Origin of the sequence: Methylomonas sp. EFPC1, assembly GCF_016925515.1 — a bacterium.
GTDB classification, from domain to species: domain Bacteria; phylum Pseudomonadota; class Gammaproteobacteria; order Methylococcales; family Methylomonadaceae; genus Methylomonas; species Methylomonas defluvii.
Genome location: NZ_CP070494.1, coordinates 3781886 through 3799257 on the forward strand (window position 1 = coordinate 3781886; position 17372 = coordinate 3799257).

A 17372-nucleotide genomic window follows, 5' to 3' on the forward strand; every position below is an offset into this window, starting at 1 on the left:
CTACCGACGCGATTCGTGTGGATAAATTGCTTGGGGGGTGGATGATCGACAAACCGGTGCGCGCGCAACTTCCCGCTAAATTGGTCGCGCCGACCTTACCCGCTGTGGTTTGCCGCCGACGCCTGTTCGAACAAATAGACCGCAGCTATTCCGACTACGGTTCGGCAGTCTGGCTGTTCGGGCCGGCCGGTTACGGTAAAACCACGTTAGCGGCTGATTATGCCGCCGCAAACACTCAACCCGTACTTTGGTACCGTTTCGACAGCGATGACCTGGACCCGGCCGTTTTTTTGGGGCATTTCCGCACTGCGGCAACCCGTTTGGGCCTGGTCTCCGCGACACCGGCGTTCGGCCCGGAATATTTGCCCGGCCTTGAAGCCTATGTCGGCGAGTTATTGCGCACGCTGTTGCCGCCCGAAGCCGCGCCAATGCTGCTGGTATTCGACGATTGCCACCAGGTGGTCGCTTCGCCGTTACTGGTGCGGATATTGGCCGCATTGGGCCGCATCGTCGGCGTGCAGCACCGAATACTGTGTCTGAGCCGCCACGAACCACCGCCCGGACTGGCTATTGCATTGCAGCCGCTCGGCATGCTCACGCCGGCGCAATTGGCGTTTGACCGCGACGAAGCCGGCCGACTGGCCGATCTAGCCGGATTCGACGGCGGCAACGACAGGCTCGACAAGCTGTTCGGCCAAAGCCGCGGCTGGCCAGCCGCTTTAGCCGTGGAATTACGGCAACGGCCACCCGAACATCCGACTCCGGCCAACGAGCAAGCAGATTTAGCGCAACGGGTGCAGGACGGTTTGGATGCCACCGTCTTGCAACAGTTGCTGGCCGTTGCCTGCGCAGAAACCGCAACCGAGCCGCTGGCGCACGATTTAGCAGACGACCCGGCCGTGTTGGCGACGTTGGCCCGACTGGCGGCCAACCATTATTTGGTCAACCGCATCGACACTGCCATCCCCAGTTACCAACTTCACCCTTTGCTGCGGGAATTTCTGCTGGCCCGCCACCGGGCCAACCTCGGACAGGACGATTACGCGGCATTTTTAAAACGCAGTGCCGGAGTGCTGGAACGCCACGGCGAGATTGGCCAGGCCTTCGAACTGTACCGCCAAGCCGGCGCCGGACTGGACCTGCAACGCCTGATTCTGGTCCATGCCAAAACCGAGTTGGGCGCCGGCAGAAGCCTGCAACTGCAGTCTTGGTTGCAGAGTTTACCGGACGACTTACCGGCTAACCCGTGGCTGGAGTTCTGGCGGGCCGCGGCCCAGTTGGCGTTAAATCCGCCGTTGGCCCAAACCTTGTTCGAACGGGCTCACGCCAGTTTCGGCGACGACCCCTTGGGCAAAGCGCTGAGCGCCGCCGGGGTACTGAGCGCGATGTTTTTCGTGATGGACGACTTTCGCGACGCGGCACGCTGGCTGAACGAACTGGCTGTGCTGGATTCAGTAATCGAAGCAGCCGACGATCCGGAGTTGGACGCCTGGATCCTGGGCTGCGGCAATATTCTGGTCCACTTCCCCGATTACCTAGAATTGGCCCGACGCTGGGCGCAGCGAGCATTAGCGCGCCTGCCGCACTGTCCACCGGGGCGCCAGGTGTTTTTGACCTCCTTCCTGTTGCAATACCACGTCTGGCGCGGCGATACGGAAGGTTCGCGCGCCTTTTTTGCCTTACTGGATCAGCAGATAGCCAACGACGAACCGCTGTACCGGATCAATCTATTGAATTGGCAAGCAGTGAACGCTTACCTATGCGCCGAGCACGCCGCCGCTTACGCAGCCACCGAGGCGGCCGCGCAATTGGCTACCGCTTACGGCTTGGCTTTTTATTTGCCGAACATTTACGGACAAGAAGCCTACACCGCGCTGTCGGCCAGGGACTGGGAGCGCTTTCGCTCGGCGTTGGCGCGCATGGAAGCCTGTATGCCGGAGAATCGGCGGGTGGATCAATCGTTCATGTTGCATTTGCGCTCCGGCCTGTCGCTGGCGGAACAGCGTTTTAGCCAAGCGCGCCAGGAAGCGGAACTGGCATTGTCGATTTGCCGCGAAATCAATTTACCGTCGGTGGCGGCCCTGGTTCAGCACGGTCTGGCGCAAATTTTGGCGGCGGCTGGCGATCTGGCCGAAGCCGCCCGGCATTTACAGCAATTGCAAAGCCATGCCGTTCGCGCGGACAAGCCCTTCATTCTGTTCATGGCCTTGCTGACCGAAGCCCAAGTCCTACTGGCCGGCGACGACGAAGCCGGCGGCCTGGCAGCGTTGGCCCGAGCGATGGCATTGGGCAAGCGCCAGCGCTATCTGAACGTGCACCCGTTCTGGCAGCCGGCAGTGATCGGCAGGTTATGTACCGTGGCGCTGGAGCGCGGTATCGAAGCCGACTATGTGCGTTGGTGGATAGTGCAACGCCAACTGCAACCGGACGGTAACGCCTGCGAAGAATGGCCGTGGCCGGTGAAAATCCGGACGCTGGGCCAGTTCAGGATCGACGGCCTCGAACCGGCGGCCCGCCGCAGGCAAAAAGACAACAAGCCATTGCAGTTGCTGCAGTGGTTGCTGGCGACCAATCCGGACGGCGTGCCTCAACAAACCCTGGCCGATGCGCTGTGGCCGGACTCGGACGCCGATGCCGCCCAGCACGCGCTGGAAGTGGCCTTGCAGCGCCTGCGCAAACTGCTGGGACGGAATGAGGCGGTGTTGTTGCAGGGCGGCACCCTGTCTTTGAATCGGGAATTGTGCTGGCTGGACATTTGGGTCGTCGACGAAGTCGCCAGACGATTTGCCGCCGACCCGAATCAGGCCGCAACCTTGGCGGATCGCCTGTTAAAAGTCTGGCGCGGCCCGTTTTTGCCCGGCCTGGAAGCGCCATTAGCGGCATCGAAACGGGAAAATCTCGCTGCCAAATTCATCCAAACTTTGGAAAAGCTTGGTTCCGAGCTGGAAGCCGCAGGCCGGAGAGCCGTGGCCATCGCCTGCTATACGCAAGCCGTCTCAATTGAACCGTTGGCGGAAAATCTGCAATACCGGCTGATCGATTGCCTGCTCGCCGAAGATAGGCGCGCCGAGGCCTTGCTAGCTTACCGCCGCTGTCGGCGCCACTATGCCGGCCACTATGGCATCGAACCCTCTCCCCGCTTAAAGTCCCTGGCCGTACTGATCACGGCACCAAACGTCGGTAAAGGCTAAACAATGTTCATAGCCTTAATGGACGGCATCGAGCTAATACTAAATAACTTCCGGTCACGCATTCGCCGATCATCCGCAAACAAATTCGGTCAATGTTGTGAGTTTTTTGTGAGGCCTGTTGCTTTAGGGTATCGACACGACCGTCGATAGGAGACCTAAACATGAACTTTCCCGCTAAGCCGATCACCTTGTTTTTATGCGTCAATCCGTTTTCGACGTTTGCCGCAGTAGTTTCGCCGCCGCCTGTGCTGTCGTTGATCGCTTCCGACGTTTATGTCCAGTACGGCGGCCCCGGGGTCGCGAATACCTTGCAGCATCATCCCAGCGTATTGTCGATTGCAGTCGGAGGCTCTACGGCTTCCGCCGATTTCGGCAGCGGCATCTTTAAGGCCAGTTCTGCAGCTGCGGATACAGGCTCACAAACCACTTATGCCTACACCGGCATGACTGCAACATTCAAAAATACCGGCGCCGTCAATATCAGTTTTGCCGCCGGGGCGATTGATGCCGACATCGACGCGGTGTTCAGCCGCACAATCGGCAGCGAAGCGAGCGGCCAAGCCGCCACTGTACTGAGTTCCGCGTTGGCAGGAACTTACCCGGGCAATAATGTTCCCGGCGTTAGCGTGCTGTATCAATATGGTGCTTCCAATAGCCCTTCATCGCCGTTTTTCGACTTTCATTTCAACCCCAATGCCGGTTTCACCGGCAGCGGTACGGCAGATGCGGACAAGTTGTCGGCCAATCTGGCCTTCCCGGCTTTCACGCTGAAACCGAACGACATTCTAACCGTGAATTATTCGCTGAATACCTGGGTCGTGGCCGGCGTCGGCTTGGGCACTCCCGGCAGTGGCTGGAGCGCTACCAGCGATGCAACGCACACCGCGTCGATCAGCCTGCAATTGCCGGCGGGAACTTTACTGAACTCGCCGATTGCGCTCGATTGGGTGAAAACAGCGCCTGTCCCGCTCCCGCCAGCCATCGGCTTGATGCTTACCGGGTTGGCGGGCATATTCGGCTTCACCCGCCAACGTTCGCACCAAGCCATGATTTTCCCGCTGGTCGAATCCATTAACCCAGGAATCCAATCATGAATCTAAACAAAGGTTATGCGCTATTCGGCATCGCGTTATTCGGCCTTACCACCGCTGTTCGCGCGGACCAGGCCATTTTGCAATATGGCGGCAACGATTACGGCAATCAGCGTCTTTTCGATCCCAATCCAGCTGCTTTCGACGACGCCAACATTTAGGATGGCGTCATGTCGCCACGGCGGAATTCAGGGTTTCCGGTTATTCCGATTCGGTAACCAACTCGAACAACCGTTTCAGCCAAGGCTCCTTGCAATATCACTATCTAAGTTACTTAAGACCATTCAGATTAAACACCAGTCAGAGATACTTTAAAGCACGTCATAACATTTGGAGGATTATTATGTTGAAATTAGCACGATATATTGGCATATGCGCGCTTGCGACCAGCCAACTTTCAACAGCGGCGACAGTGTTCGTTCAATACCCTGACCCCAGCGGTTCTGGGATCACGTCTGATCCTGCATTTGCCACGCAGACCGGCGCCGGCTTCTTTGCAGAGGCGGATCTGCTGAGTGCCGTATTCAAGGCAAGATCGGAATCCCCGGACGCTTCCTTTGCTTATGCTGGACTACAAGGTTTGACCTTTACCAATCCGCTGGGCAACGCGCCAATACTGCTGCCGGCCGGAGCGCTTGGTGTCAACATTACCGGCCAGTATACACTTGGCCCGCTGGTACCAAACTCTGGCGCCAGCGCGGGCATAACCGGTGTCCTTAGCATCAATGACGGCAGCTTGGCAAGAGTAGCCAGAGGCGATCATTTCGTCAATATTGGTCAGGCTAGTAATGGTTTCTCCTACCCTCCCACCAATACAACAACCCCAATTACGCAAAACGGGGGGACCGTCTTGTTTAATACGGCAACCTTGACCAACCTTGACATGACATTATTAATGCCAGCCATGACAATAGACCCTGGCGAAACCCTGGAAATCACGTTTTTGCTGCAAACGATACAAGGGGCCAATGGTGCCGGCGTCAAATCACTAGCCGATGCGTCGAACAGCGCAAAGTTGTTTTTCAATTTACCGGCTGGCGTCAGTTTGGTCGACAATGCTGGTGGTACTTTGACCTGGGTTAAGCCTGTGCCGTTACCGGGAGCTTTTTCGCTGTTCGGCATTGCACTGGCATCTGCGGCAGTGCGCCTGCGGCGTGCCGCCCCCCATTCGCACTAGCAGATTTTTCGCTCGTTCCCACGCTAGCGCGTGGGACGGCACTTGTGTATAACGCTAAGCACCCGAGCTTGGAACTACCCATTAAAAACGTATAAACACGGGATGTAAGCCTCTTCATCCCTGACCTTCTTCTCCCTTTTTATCATGCGGCTTCGGAGGCCGCGAGCGTTGACAATTCGCCATCCTACCTCCCCCAAAACACTGTAGAGGCGTAAAACCTTGCGTCTACGCGCATAAGCGGTAACACTACTTGTTTTTTAAAGCCATCCAAGCATATGAACCGATTCAGAACCTTTACTTTGGCATTCACTGTCTTTCTGGGAACAGCGCTAATCAGCGGCTGCTCGTTTTCCACCAGCTCCGAGAGTTCGTCCGACAGCATAGGCAGCTTGTCTGACAGTTCTGGCGGCATCTTCAAAAGCGCGTCCAGCCCCTTTACCTCCAGTTCCGACTCGTCGCGTAACAAACACGAAAAATACGAAACCGATGTAGCCGACTATACCGCTACCTTCGTAGTGTCCAGTAGCGGCACGCTGGACAGTTTTCGCGGCCATCTTAGCGAATTAGCCGAAAGCCATGAGATCACCAACTGGGAAACCGACCGGAATACTTACGTAGGCATCGGTCGCGGACTTGCCAAAGCCAAGCTCGGCAAACCGCAAATTTCGGCGTTTACCGAAAGTTTGAGCGATAACGAGCCCTGGAAGAAACAGGTCATTGAAGAAGGTTTAAAAAAATAATCCCGCAGGCAGTCGCCCACTTGGTCATGCCAGTTGCCGGCTTGAAATTCGCAAAGTGGGCGCTGACGCTGGGCTGTTTACTTTGGGTAGCCGTTGCCGAAGCAGACCAAAGTCATCATTTCGAGTTCCTGTACATAGACGCCAACGAAGGCAGCGCCAGCGGCGGCCATGCCGCCATTAAATTCGACCGACAAGTCTTTCATTTTCAACACATCGAACCCGGTTTGCTGCGCCTATATCGCAACGATGCGGCGGCTTTTGAGTTTGCCTACGGTTTTCAGGAGAACCGTAACATTTACGGTCACCGCATCGAAGTGTCTGAGGATTTTTTTCAAGCACTACGGGACACCTTCAGTCGCCGCCTGTTCATTCAAAACCAGCAATTGTCGCTGTTACAAGCCCTGCACGACGACCAGACGCTGGTTTCAGGCTTGCAAAATCTTGGCTCTGCGCCGCCTCTGCCTATAAAAGGATTGGGTTATTTTTTGACGAAATATCGGGCGGCAGAAGCGTTCCCTGTCGAGGCAGACAAACCCAGCAATAACAGCCAAGCGCTACAACAATTGCACGAAGCCATCGTTAACAAGTATGGCGAAGATTTTTTGCCGGCCAAGCGCCAGCAAGCTTGGCAAACCCTGCAAACCCTGAAACCTGAGTTAGCAGTTAACCCCGCTGAACCCACGGATACACGGTTTACCGCCACGAACAGCTCATTTGCCGAACGCTACCGCAATCAGTTGCTGAATCTGGCAGCGCTGGATGTGCTACACGCCAGGCTATCCCCGCTTAGCGAAAGTTTGTTAGAAATTCCCGAGGCGACATACAAACTCAACACCGCGCAACGAGCCAAGCTACAAGATTTTCGGCGGCGTTTGTTTGCCGATTTAATGACCCTGATGCACAGCCAGCGCAGCGACTGGGGTTATCCGCTGTTGGTGGGAATGGCCCGTTTGCATGCGCTGGACCATGCCGTCGCCTCGGGCTATCTGAGCGTGCTGGACCGCAGCCGCCCCGACAGTGACGACCCACAAGCCACTATTATCGACAACGACAACTTGCCGGCAGCCCTGCAATACAGTCAAGAACTGTTTACCGCGGCGTCCAAACAACTCGACAACCCCATAGCGCTGGATGAACTCGCTTACTCGGAACTGGAGCTAAGCGCGACGGCGCTTATGCGATTGCATAAGCCGCGCCATGATCAGCAGTCTTTGCAGCTGTTGCCATTGACAGCCACTCCATCACGACCGGCAGCGGCCAAATTGCTTGGTTTACCGCTACCTAGCAGCGAACTGGCAGATTTCCAAAACAGCGTCACGCAGCAAATCGAAACATATCAAAGCCAATTGCAATCTCTGTATGGCTATAACTTGCTTAGCCGCAATTGCGGCACCGAAATCTTTCGGCTCCTTAACCAGACGGTTGCGGAAATCTCGTCTACAGCCGAGGAAAGTAGAAGCCAGGCTTCGCAGCGACTGCTGGGCGGTTACGTTGATGAAGGCGGCTTGAACATGATTCCGTTTATCGCCTACGACCAGATAGGAAACACATATCGACTAAGCACCAGCTTCCAGCGCCAGCCCTACAGAGAACGGCAGCGTCAACGACGTTACCGGCAGACGCCGCAATGGCTGGTGGATTTACAGGAATCTAATACCCTGAGTTCGAGTATTTATCAATGGAACGAGGATGACGCGGCGTTTTTATTCTTCACTCAAGATCAGCTATGGCCTCGGCCATTGCAGGGCGGCTTCAATCTAGCGATAGCTGGCGGCCAGGGCCTTTATGGTATGTTCAGTTGGCCTTGGGATGGTGGGGACAATCTACGCAAAGGATTGAAAGGTTTTGTGGTCAGCCTGCCTGAACTGTTGTTCTTTAACATCCGTAAAGGCTCGTTTCCAGGATTGCTGCCGGAAGCAGGTCTATATTGGCCTGAGGCTTTTTAACTAGGCTAGCTTGCGGGTATAGCGACGGTGAGAGGAGGGAAGAAAATTCGTTGCCTCTTTACCGGACTGCCCTCAGACCCTAGGCAGTTTGCGGTGAAATTCTCGGGCATCAGGCTCGAACATCAATAAATCTGCCTTTACCACCTTCGTTATTTTGATCGGAGGCGTCTTTAGCAACCGGTTGGACTTGCTGAAACGCTTGTATGGGGCTGTTTGGCTGGGCTTTTTTGACTGTCGGAACATTGGTTCCGGCAGCACTATAAATTTGCGACGCGCCTGAATTAATTGACATGTATGACATTGGCTACCTCTTGTTCACGGATTTAATGGCTACAACTCTACTTGAGAGCAGCCAATTTTATTCCAAGCCCTTTGTATGAGTTGCCTGTTGCCTCGCAGTTTTCGAGATAATTGCTACACCAGCTTCGAAGCATATACCTGAATTGCGCTAATTTACCCGATATGCCGCATCAATCCGTTCTCGCGAGGCTTCAGACAGGAAAAACACCGGTAGGCGTTCGCTTGTCAATCCACCCTATTTGTTAGTATCAATGCGGCGGGTAAGCGCTGTTGCTTGGCTCAACGCTTGATGACCGGACTCACCGGCGCCACGTTCTGCGGTACAAAAGGCGGGGGAGTCGGCGTCGTGGTTGGAGCTGGCGTGGCAAAATCAAAGGTGGCGATACAGTTGACGCCGCCGATCAGCACGTCGCTGGGGTTGGGTAAGGTCATGCGCACCGTAAAGCTGCCACTGGCCGGATCGATCAATTGGTCCACTTTGGTGACAGTCGCTCTCACGACTTTTTTGGCCGGCAGCTCAGGGCGTACTTCCACTTCCATGCCAGGCTGAATCAGACCAAAATATTCAGTCGGCGCGATCAGCTCAACGCGCAACGGATTGACTTGCGCCAGCTTCATAATCGCGCGATCACTGACGGACTCGCCGGGCATGGCATAGCGATCTATCACAATACCGTCTATCGGACTTTTGATGGTTTTAACTTCCAGTTGTGCCTTGGCCATATCCAATGCCAACATCGCCGACTTTTTACGTTCCTCTGCCTTTTTCAACTCGATTCCAGCCAACACCACTTCGGTTTCGACTTTATCTTTCTCGATTTGTGAAATGACATTGGTGGTGGCTAAACTCCGATAACGGGTGCGGTTGCGCGTGGCGTATTCCAGTTTCACTTTCTGATTGCGTACCTCGCTGCTACTCTCGGCATCGGCCTTGGCCTGGTTAAACTTGGCCAATTCCACCGACGCTTCCAATTGGGCCAGCGGCTGGCCTTTGGTAACGTGATCGCCCTTATCGACCAACAGCGCTGCGACGGTACCCGACACCGGGCTACTCAACTCGACGTACATTTCCGGCTTGACCATGCAATCCAGATTGGCGGCGAGCACGGTGCCACTGAACAGGCCAGGGCCGATTAATGCGCAAAAAAAATGGTAGCGTATGGGCATGTAAAAATCACTAATCGATTAGTTTGATTTGAAACGCTCTGATTTTTAACAAAATAGTAAATTTAAGGCCACAGCGTTTATTCAAACTTGCCTGAAAACGCCAAAATACGCGACAAATGCTTATCCTGTTTGCTGAGTTGCCTTCTGACGTTGCGCTGTTGCCGCTCTTTGTAAGTTTGCGGCAAGCGTAATATCAGTTTTCCCAACAGCGCCGGCAAAGCTTGCTGATCTTTAGCCAGGCCGGCCAGAGTCTTGAGAATAGCAGACGAATAAAACTCCCGTAGCGCCGCATCCTCCAGCGACAGTATCGCTTCGCAGCTACCCGGATCGCCTTGCCGGGCAGAGCGCCCGTATAGTTGCCGATCTATGCGCCGAGATTCATTGCAGTTCAATGCGATCACGTGCAAACCGCCCAGGTCCGCCACGCCCAATCCCAGGGCTATATCGGTGCCACGGCCGGCCATATTGGTCGCCACCGTAATCGCATTTAGCTGGCCGGCATGAGCAATGATTTCCGCTTCGTGTTGATCTTGCTCGGCATTCAACACCCGGTGAACCAAACCCGCCGCTTCCAGACAGACACTGACCTCCAGCGACTCGGCAACCGAACCGGTGCCTATCAATACCGGCCTGCCTAGTGCGTGCAACTCGCGGACCCGTTGCAGAAACACGCCTTGCTTGGCTGCCTGCGTGGCATAAATCCGTTCGCTGAACAAAATCCGTTTCGATACTCTGTGCGTAGGCACTTTTACGCTATGCAAACCATAAACACGCTGCATTTCCGCGGCCACTTCCCGCACCGTGCCCGAAGTACCGGCCAGTTTGAGATAGCGGCCGAAAAAGCGCTGGTAACTGATCCGGGCCAGCGGCTCGCGTTGTTCGGAAATCAAGCAACCTTCCTTAGCTTCTATCATTTGTTGCAAGCCCTGCTCCCAAGACCGATCCTCCATCACCCGGCCGGTAAACTCGTCGATGATTTGCACCTTGTTATCTTTCAGGATGTATTGCTTGTTGCGCTTGAAGCAATACTCGGCGATTAGCGCCTGTTTGACCATGGCTTCCCGCCAGCGCTTGTTTTTCCAACTCGGCCCCAAGCCGATAATCAAATCCGCAATGGTATTTTCGCCTTGCGGCGTCAGTTCGACGTCGCGAGTTTTGGGGTCCATGACAAAGTCGTCGTTGATGAACAACGATGAGGCCAGATACAAGGCGTCACCGTAGGTTTCCGGAGACTCATCATTCGGCCGGGCCTGGGTGATGATCAGCGGCGTTTTGGCTTCATCGATCAATACGCTATCGGCTTCGTCGATAATGGCAAAACATAAGCCGCGCATGATCAGAGGGTTGCTTTTCGGCTGTTTGATTTGCTGTTGAATCTGCTTGAATTGAAATTTTAACAAGCCCACATCCTCGCCCATCTCGATGCGGTCACGCAGATAATCAAAGGCAATTTGTTTATTCGTCGTATGGACGATGGGTTGTTGATACAGTTTTCGGCGCAGTTCAAGGTCCATACCGTCAACCACCGCACCGGACTTCAAGCCCAGGCGCAGATAAAGCGGTTTCAGTATCTCCGCATCGCGAGCCGCCAAGTAATCGTTGGCAGTAATCACATGCACCGGGATGCCTGCCAAGGCGGCGGTGCAGGCCGGCAAGGTCGCGGTCAGTGTTTTGCCTTCACCGGTTTCCATTTCCGCCAGCATGCCGTTGATCATTAACCAGCCGCCAAACAATTGCACATCAAAATGCCGTTTATGCAGCGTCCGACCGGCGGCTTCGCGAATCAGCGCGAAGGCTCTTATCATCAGCTCTTCGGTCAGACCATGCCGGTATAGATTTTCCCGCAGCTCGAGAATGGCAATGGTCAACTGTTGCTCGTTGTAGTTACTTAACGGAGCGGCAACTTTTTCAACTCGACTGACGATATAAGCCTGGCTGAAACGCTCGCGGTTCAGGCGTTTGTGGAGTTTGTCGAAAAATGCCGCGGCGCCTTGTTCGAAATCGCTTAGCCGACTTTCCTGCTTTTGCGGGTAGCTGCCAAAATGCACACCTGGACGCAACACCAACTCAGACATTGAACTGCCTCAAAAATACCTGGCGTACCCGGCGGTACAGCTGAGTCATAATCGATTCGCCGCCGTGGTTGATCCGCACATAAGCGCGCATACCTATCGGCAGATTTTTCGGCGGCGAGAAGTCCAGATCAACCAAAAAGATTTTTTGCAGGGTTTGCATGTCTTGTTCGTTTTCCGTATTCACCCGGATCTTACCGCCGCCGGTGGTCGCCAGGGCCGGGCTGGGCAGCGTATTGGTCGCTTCCGGCGCCAGGCGGATGATGTTGGCCGGGTATTCGCGATACGGGTCGCTAACCAGACGCACGCTGATTTCCGGACTGCCTTGCCGTAGCAAGCCAATATTGTCTTGCGTTACCACCATGCGGATGGTCGGTGGCTGTTCATCCAGAATGTAACCAATCAACTCACCCTGGCGCAAATAGCTACCGGTCAGATCGTCAGCATCCGGCAACAGAATATAACCGGATTTAGCAGCGCTTATAATCATCGCGCTGGATTTATGATTCAAATGATCCAGTTCGGATTCCGCAACGCGCAACGATTCTTTCAAAATTTCCGCCTTCACCAAATCGTTTTCTTTCTCGGCCCGATATTGGCTTTGCAACTCGGCCACTTTGGCGCGGGCGATCTTGGCTTTGGCTTCCAATGCGTCGTCATGCATAGTCAGCAACACATCACCCTGATTCACAAACTGATTGGATTTCACCAGAAATTCGCCGATGAAACCCTCTTGCTCCACCTTGATCAACGCCTCATCGGGCAGCCACACCACACCTTCAGCCAGCGTGTAATTGGGAATCGGCAAAGCACCAAAAACCAGAACCACAAACAAGGCCACGCCTGCCGTGGTCAGCAGCGCCTTATCTCTCTTCCGACTCAGACTGGGGCTGGTAAACACAAAACGTATGGCTTTATACAGCGGAAACACCACCTGTAATGACACCATCAACAGCGCAACGGCGATACCCAGTGAGAAAAATTTTTCGGTCAGATAAATACAGACAAACCACAACATCATCAGGCGGTAAGTCAGCGATGCCAAACTATAAATGACAAACCAAGCCGTTTCGCCCGGTGCGGAAGCCGGCGACACCGCCTGTTTCAAGTCAAACAAATAGCGCTGGGCCAAATAGGCCCAGATTTGGCTTGAACGCTGATACAAATTGGGAATGCTCAAGGCATCGGCCAGAATGTAATAGCCGTCGTACTTCAATAATGGGTTCCCGTTAAAAAACAACGATGAGACGCCGCCGGTCAGCAAGATGTCGAAGCCCACATCCTGGACAAATCCGGTCTCGGTGCTCAAAAACAAGAATAGGCCCAACGCGGCCAGAAATCCTTCCACCAAAATACCCGCGGCGCTGATTAACATCCGGTCGTACTTGTTACGCAGATGGTTGGCGGCGGAGACATTGACGTAAGGCACCGGCATGAACAATAAAAAATTGACGCCCATTTCATGCACTTCGCCGCCTTTCAACTTCATCGCAAAGCCATGCCCCAATTCATGCAGGATTTTGATCAAGGGGTACAGCAAGAACATGATCAAAAAATTGTAGGGTGCCAAAGCGTTCAATTCAAAATGATGGCTGATTTCCGACCAATTAGCCCCTGCTTGCAGTAAAGAAATTGCAATGACTAGCAGCCAGACCACGCCGAACTTGACGCTGAACAGACCCGCCACTTTAGACGCATGTTTGCTGAGAAACTCGTCCGGATCCCACAACGGTAATCTCAAAGACAGCGGATTCAACAATCGCTGATTGCTTTTCGCGCTGCTTAGCCGCGCCTGACGCTCGAACAATTCTTCGGTGTTGACCAAGGCTTCGGTTTGAATCAAATCGGCCTGATGTAATTGCCCCAGTAGTTGAATAAGGTCCTGTTGGCTGGGTGCGTAGTCGCCCAGCTGCCGATTCAGGATGTCGGCAATCTCTTGTACGCTCAACTTGCCGTCCAATAGCCCGATGAACTGATAGGCCAGGCTATTAAAGCGCTGATGGCGGGCGGTATTGGGGTCTTCCAGGATGTACCAGATCAGGCCGCGGTACTCGTGGCGATGAATCTCGATATGGCTATGCAATTTGGGTTTGAGCTTGGCGACCCGGTACCAGTGCGGGCTGAACAGTTCGTTAGCCATGAGCAAGCCTCGGCATCCGGTTCACCAGGACCAAATCCACAAACGCAGCCAAGCCAGCATGTCGTGGCTCCAGATCCACAATAAACTAGCGCGCCCGGCCGCGATTTTGCCAACACCCTCCATACCCGGCCGCAATAGTTCGGGCGCATTTTCCAGGCTGGCTTCGACACGGAAGATGTTTTTGCCGCTATCGGTCTTGGCCACTGCGGTAATCTTTTGCACCTGTAGCGGAAAGGTCCGGCTGGGCATACTGGCCAACACCAAAGAGCCTTTTTGACCTGCCTGCACATAGGAAATCAGGCTTTCATCCACCTTCAGGATTATGCGGTAACCTTCCAACGGGGCAATTTTGAACAGAATTTCACCGCGTTCGACCGGTGAACCGAGCTTCTGACTCAAATCGCCTTCAATCACCACCCCATCAAACGGCGCGGCCAGATTGATTTTCTGCAACTGCTGGCGGGTCAGCTCCATCTCCGCGTCGGCCTGGTCGATTTGCGCGCTAATGACCCTGACTTTCACCAGATCACCACCGGACAAGGCTTCGCGATATTCGCGGCGGAATTTTTGCAGCTGTCCGTCCAGCTTGCTCAATTCCAGCTGTAATTCCGCATCGTCCAGGCTAGCCATTAGTTCGCCTCGCCGCACCGTATCACCGGCCCGTACCGCCGCCGATTGCAAAAATCCGGATATGGGCGCAGCGACTACCCGCTGAATTTTGCCTTCCAACACCGCGTTGGCGGTCACCCGAAAATCAGCGCGCCACACGGAGGTGACCAACAAGAACAACACCAAGCCCAGGGCGGTCAATTTCACTTTGAAGTGTTTGACGCCCATCAGTTCGGCCAGCCGCTGTTTAAGCTTGATGCCGATTTTTACCGACAACGCTTGTTCGTCGAGTTTTTTTAAAGTCAGATACGGGGAGATCAGTGCCAGGGCTTGTTGGCAAAGTAGTACGGTTTCCTTGGCAAAGGATTGTTCTTCGCTGCGTAACAGGGTAACCGCGCCGATAAACTCACCGCCATGCAACATCGGCACGGTCAGCAATGAACCATAGCCATACTTGCGGACGATTTCCTGATGGGCGCGCTGGATGCTGACCGATTTGACGTCAGGAACTACCACCACGCTATCCTGTTCGATGGCTTCGTCCATCGCATCGGCGATTTTTTGCAAAAGATTGGCTTGCTGGTCAAATTGCGCGTTGTTGGAAATCGCCACTACCGTGCTGTAATTGTCTTTAAATTCGCCGATGGCAACCCGATCGCAACTCAGCATGCGCGTCAATTCCGTGCCCAGGCTAATCAAAACCTCGCGGTAACTATTTTGCTCGAAACAAGCAGCCAGCAAACCGACTACCGAACTGTAAAAATCGTCGTTTTGCTGCAAACGGCCTTGCGCCAAACGCCACCACTCCACGCTCTGCTCCAGCGTGGCAAAAACAGCCGCGCGCCGATCAGCAACAGCATGCTCCAGTTTGAGCGCAATCACGCCTAATAGTACCGAACCGTCAAATACCGGCAGACCGAAGAAGTCATATTGCCGTTGATCCGGTTTTGCCACATTAGGCATGTAACTGGGTTGATTTTTATCCAGTGTGAGTTTGCAAATAGCCGATAACTCGGCGGTATCGGCGAGGTTCTCCGGCCATTTCGCCAACAGCCGCAGCGTTTTGCCATCCGCATCAGTTACCATCAATGCCGCAGCCTCAGTTTGCGGCACAATGCGGCAGACTATCTCCAACCACTGTTGGGCAAATCTAACGCTCATAGCGGAAAACCTCCGGAAAAAGCATTACTCTGAACCACACTCTGCGGGCACAACATCAGAAATATGTCATCGAGATGGTTGGCTATTTCCTGACTGACCAAGTCTTTCAAATTACTGGGGATGGCGGCAAATTGTTGCTGGCTATCCTTTAAGCCACTCAGCGCTTGGTTAAATTGTTCCGGCTCCGCAAACACTTGCTGCGCCAGATAAACCAGATAGGTTTCGTTGCGATAATGCGGATCGGTAAGTTCAGGATGCAGTTGGTGACCAATGATGTGCGAATATACCTCGGGTAAATGCCATAAACGCATCAACTCCGAGCCCAACTGACAATAATCAAAGCCAAACAACAGCCGTTCCTGCTCGTCAATCGGCAAGCCCTGCTCCCGGCTGGCCAGCAATGCGTCCAGCGCCTGTTCCGGGGCTTTGACAAACATCGCCGCGTGACCGATTTCCAATAACAGACCCAGCGCAAAAAAACGATGTCCGGCGGGTAGGCCGGCCAGTTTAGCCAGCGTACGGCAGGCGATTCCGCATTCGATGCCATGCAACCAGAACTCCTTTAAGTCCATCACCGCGTCGGGAATATTGCAAAACGTGCGCATGCACAGGCTACTCAACAGCAAATCATGCAACTGAATGGTACCAATCAAGCTGATTGCATCGTAGAGATCGTAGGCTTTGCGGTTAAAACCAAAGAAGCGGCTGTTGGCCATGCGGATGATGCGGACGGTCAGCATGGCATCGGTTTGCAGCACCGCGACATAATCGCGGATTCTGGCATCCGGCTTTTCTAATAACAGCCTGATTTTCAGATACACCTCAGGCATCGAAATTTTTTCGGCCAAATCGCAAAGGAATTTTTGTTCAGCTCTCATAGCGGCTTAATTGAACATGAGCTTTTCCATCTCAGTCGCGGCTTTTAAAGCTTGTTCGACAGTCTCTGCCAACTGTTCGGCATTGAGTTGCAAAATTTCCCAAATGTCCGCGGATACGCTTTCCTCGATTGCGCGCATATGCCCTGATATGTATTTTTCGGCGCAGGCCCGCACCAGATGCAGTAGTGCGGTTTCCCTGCGCTGATCCGGGGCAAGGTCAGGGGTGGGCTGATAATGCACAATGTCTTGAAAATGCGCCGGCAAACACCATTGCGCCATCAGTTTGGCACCGATCTCGCCGTAATGCATACCCAGCAGTTTTTGTTCAGCGATGTGCAGTAATTCCTGGTTATTCCGGGACAGTTCCATCGCGCGTTTCGCCAACTCAGGGTGCTTTGCGTAAAGCACCAGATGCCCTATTTCATACAACAAACCAATCACAAACAGGCGTTCGCTCTTGGGGAATTTTAGCTGGCTTGCCAACAACCGGGTCAACACCGCCGAGAACAAGCTGAACCGCCAAAAGGTTTTCAGCGGCATGATCTCATTGGGCAATTTTAACGAGGCAATCGCCGAGGTAGCGAGCACCAAGTCATGTAACTGCCCGATGCCCAACATATTGACGGCGCGACTCAAGCTGTCGATCTTTCCCGGAAAACCAAAGAAAGCGCTGTTGGCAACTCTTAACACGGCGACGGTTAAGTTGGGATCGCTGGCCACAACTTCGACAAAGTGCTCGATATCCGAATGGGGATCGTCGATCAAATTTCTAACTTTCTGATATACCTCGGGCAAAGAAACCAAACCTTTGATTTCTTGCAAGGTGTGTTCGATCAAATCTGCTTGCGAATCGATCTCGGCAGGATCAAGCAAGGGCGTCCCTCCAAATTAGACAGTGTT

Annotated in this window: 13 protein-coding genes; 6 read left to right on the forward strand and 7 right to left on the reverse strand. The window is 54.0% G+C overall.

Features of this window, described 5'->3' with window-relative positions; genetic code table 11:
- Positions 1-17 precede the first annotated feature (17 nt).
- The 6 genes from JWZ98_RS17355 (at position 18) to JWZ98_RS17380 (ending at position 8145) form a co-directional block, all read left to right on the forward strand.
- The gene (locus JWZ98_RS17355; RefSeq protein ID WP_205451177.1) at positions 18-3191 is read left to right on the forward strand and encodes a BTAD domain-containing putative transcriptional regulator; all 3174 of its coding nucleotides are present in this window, start codon (positions 18-20) and stop codon (positions 3189-3191) included.
- Between the two features lie 161 nt (positions 3192-3352).
- Complete coding sequence (locus JWZ98_RS17360; protein ID WP_205451178.1) at positions 3353-4285, forward strand: hypothetical protein; 933 nt, start codon at positions 3353-3355, stop codon at positions 4283-4285.
- Positions 4282-4443 carry a hypothetical protein gene (locus tag JWZ98_RS17365; RefSeq protein WP_165786383.1) on the forward strand — a complete coding sequence of 54 codons (162 nt, stop codon included), beginning with the start codon at positions 4282-4284 and terminating at the stop codon, positions 4441-4443. Before JWZ98_RS17360 ends, JWZ98_RS17365 begins: the two co-directional genes overlap by 4 nt.
- 182 nt (positions 4444-4625) lie before the next feature.
- Entirely contained in the window at positions 4626-5459 is an 834-nt protein-coding gene (locus JWZ98_RS17370; RefSeq protein WP_205451179.1) for a hypothetical protein, read from the forward strand.
- A 275-nt stretch (positions 5460-5734) separates the two neighbouring features.
- Positions 5735-6199, forward strand: a complete 465-nt coding sequence (locus JWZ98_RS17375; protein ID WP_205451180.1) for a putative lipoprotein — start codon at positions 5735-5737, stop codon at positions 6197-6199.
- 26 nt (positions 6200-6225) lie between these two features.
- Complete coding sequence (locus tag JWZ98_RS17380; protein ID WP_205451181.1) at positions 6226-8145, forward strand: hypothetical protein; 1920 nt, start codon at positions 6226-6228, stop codon at positions 8143-8145.
- A 109-nt stretch (positions 8146-8254) separates the two neighbouring features.
- Here JWZ98_RS17380 and JWZ98_RS17385 read toward each other — a convergent pair whose 3' ends face one another.
- From JWZ98_RS17385 to JWZ98_RS17415, 7 genes are all read right to left on the reverse strand, one after another.
- Positions 8255-8446, reverse strand: a complete 192-nt coding sequence (locus JWZ98_RS17385) for a hypothetical protein (protein WP_205451182.1) — start codon at positions 8444-8446, stop codon at positions 8255-8257.
- Positions 8447-8724: 278 nt separating this feature from the next.
- A complete protein-coding gene (locus JWZ98_RS17390; RefSeq protein WP_205451183.1) occupies positions 8725-9612 on the reverse strand; it encodes an efflux RND transporter periplasmic adaptor subunit in 888 nt (295 codons plus the stop codon).
- Positions 9613-9689: 77 nt separating this feature from the next.
- Complete coding sequence (locus JWZ98_RS17395) at positions 9690-11687, reverse strand: hypothetical protein (RefSeq protein WP_205451184.1); 1998 nt, start codon at positions 11685-11687, stop codon at positions 9690-9692.
- Positions 11680-13824, reverse strand: coding sequence for a biotin/lipoyl-binding protein (locus tag JWZ98_RS17400; RefSeq protein ID WP_205451185.1), 2145 nt, complete (start codon positions 13822-13824; stop codon positions 11680-11682). Before JWZ98_RS17400 ends, JWZ98_RS17395 begins: the two co-directional genes overlap by 8 nt.
- 21 nt (positions 13825-13845) lie before the next feature.
- Positions 13846-15594 carry an efflux RND transporter periplasmic adaptor subunit gene (locus JWZ98_RS17405; protein WP_205451186.1) on the reverse strand — a complete coding sequence of 583 codons (1749 nt, stop codon included), beginning with the start codon at positions 15592-15594 and terminating at the stop codon, positions 13846-13848.
- Complete coding sequence (locus JWZ98_RS17410) at positions 15591-16442, reverse strand: HDOD domain-containing protein (RefSeq protein WP_205451187.1); 852 nt, start codon at positions 16440-16442, stop codon at positions 15591-15593. Before JWZ98_RS17410 ends, JWZ98_RS17405 begins: the two co-directional genes overlap by 4 nt.
- A 36-nt stretch (positions 16443-16478) precedes the next feature.
- Positions 16479-17345 (reverse strand): HDOD domain-containing protein, encoded by an 867-nt coding sequence (locus tag JWZ98_RS17415; RefSeq protein WP_205451188.1) that lies wholly within the window; start codon positions 17343-17345, stop codon positions 16479-16481.
- Between the last annotated feature and the right edge of the window lie 27 nt (positions 17346-17372).

Coding starts and splice junctions, on each gene's coding strand:
- JWZ98_RS17370 (WP_205451179.1), top strand. CDS start 4,626: ATGTTGAAATTAGCACGATATATTGGCATATGCGCGCTTGCGACCAGC.
- JWZ98_RS17405 (WP_205451186.1), bottom strand. CDS start 15,594: ATGAGCGTTAGATTTGCCCAACAGTGGTTGGAGATAGTCTGCCGCATT.
- JWZ98_RS17385 (WP_205451182.1), bottom strand. CDS start 8,446: ATGTCATACATGTCAATTAATTCAGGCGCGTCGCAAATTTATAGTGCT.
- JWZ98_RS17360 (WP_205451178.1), top strand. CDS start 3,353: ATGAACTTTCCCGCTAAGCCGATCACCTTGTTTTTATGCGTCAATCCG.
- JWZ98_RS17375 (WP_205451180.1), top strand. CDS start 5,735: ATGAACCGATTCAGAACCTTTACTTTGGCATTCACTGTCTTTCTGGGA.
- JWZ98_RS17365 (WP_165786383.1), top strand. CDS start 4,282: ATGAATCTAAACAAAGGTTATGCGCTATTCGGCATCGCGTTATTCGGC.
- JWZ98_RS17380 (WP_205451181.1), top strand. CDS start 6,226: ATGCCAGTTGCCGGCTTGAAATTCGCAAAGTGGGCGCTGACGCTGGGC.
- JWZ98_RS17390 (WP_205451183.1), bottom strand. CDS start 9,612: ATGCCCATACGCTACCATTTTTTTTGCGCATTAATCGGCCCTGGCCTG.
- JWZ98_RS17395 (WP_205451184.1), bottom strand. CDS start 11,687: ATGTCTGAGTTGGTGTTGCGTCCAGGTGTGCATTTTGGCAGCTACCCG.
- JWZ98_RS17400 (WP_205451185.1), bottom strand. CDS start 13,824: ATGGCTAACGAACTGTTCAGCCCGCACTGGTACCGGGTCGCCAAGCTC.